Here is a 433-nt window from a genome sequence, read left to right as displayed (position 1 = left end):
ACTAAAGCACCCTTTAGTTCAATAAGCATTATGAATTAGCCGACCATTCACTTTTCGTTTCGGTTTCTTGATTTGAATACTCAATATAAAGTAATTTCATAGCATCTATAATTTTTTCATCCGCTACTTTCTCTTTATATCGACTAGGCAAGTCTTTTGCTCCCAAAACATACAATAATGGATTTTGAGTGAACTCTCCAATTATCCCAATATCTAATACAACATTTTCTAATCCACCTGTCATATGATTTAAGTGATGGGTTGGTATTCCTTCTATTTCACCTTGTTGTCTAACTAACCCATTAATAATTGGAATCCATAACTCAGGATTATTTTTGTATCCTAGAAATATAAAACGCAAAAGTTCTAACATCTGACTCAATTCTCCATTGTTATCTAGATCCATTGGATTTCGAGTAATATTTATATTTTT

At 31.2% G+C, this 433-nt stretch carries 1 pseudogene; it reads right to left on the bottom strand.

Annotated features, from left to right (window positions below):
• Window positions 1-28: 28 nt before the first annotated feature.
• A pseudogene (locus tag V7150_RS26515) lies at window positions 29-433 on the bottom strand (serine hydrolase); the annotation flags it as partial.

The organism is Neobacillus drentensis (assembly GCF_036965245.1).
GTDB lineage: Bacteria > Bacillota > Bacilli > Bacillales > Cytobacillaceae > Neobacillus > Neobacillus drentensis_G.
Note: the sequence above shows the minus strand (reverse complement) of the source record. Positions and strands in the feature narration are given on the sequence as shown.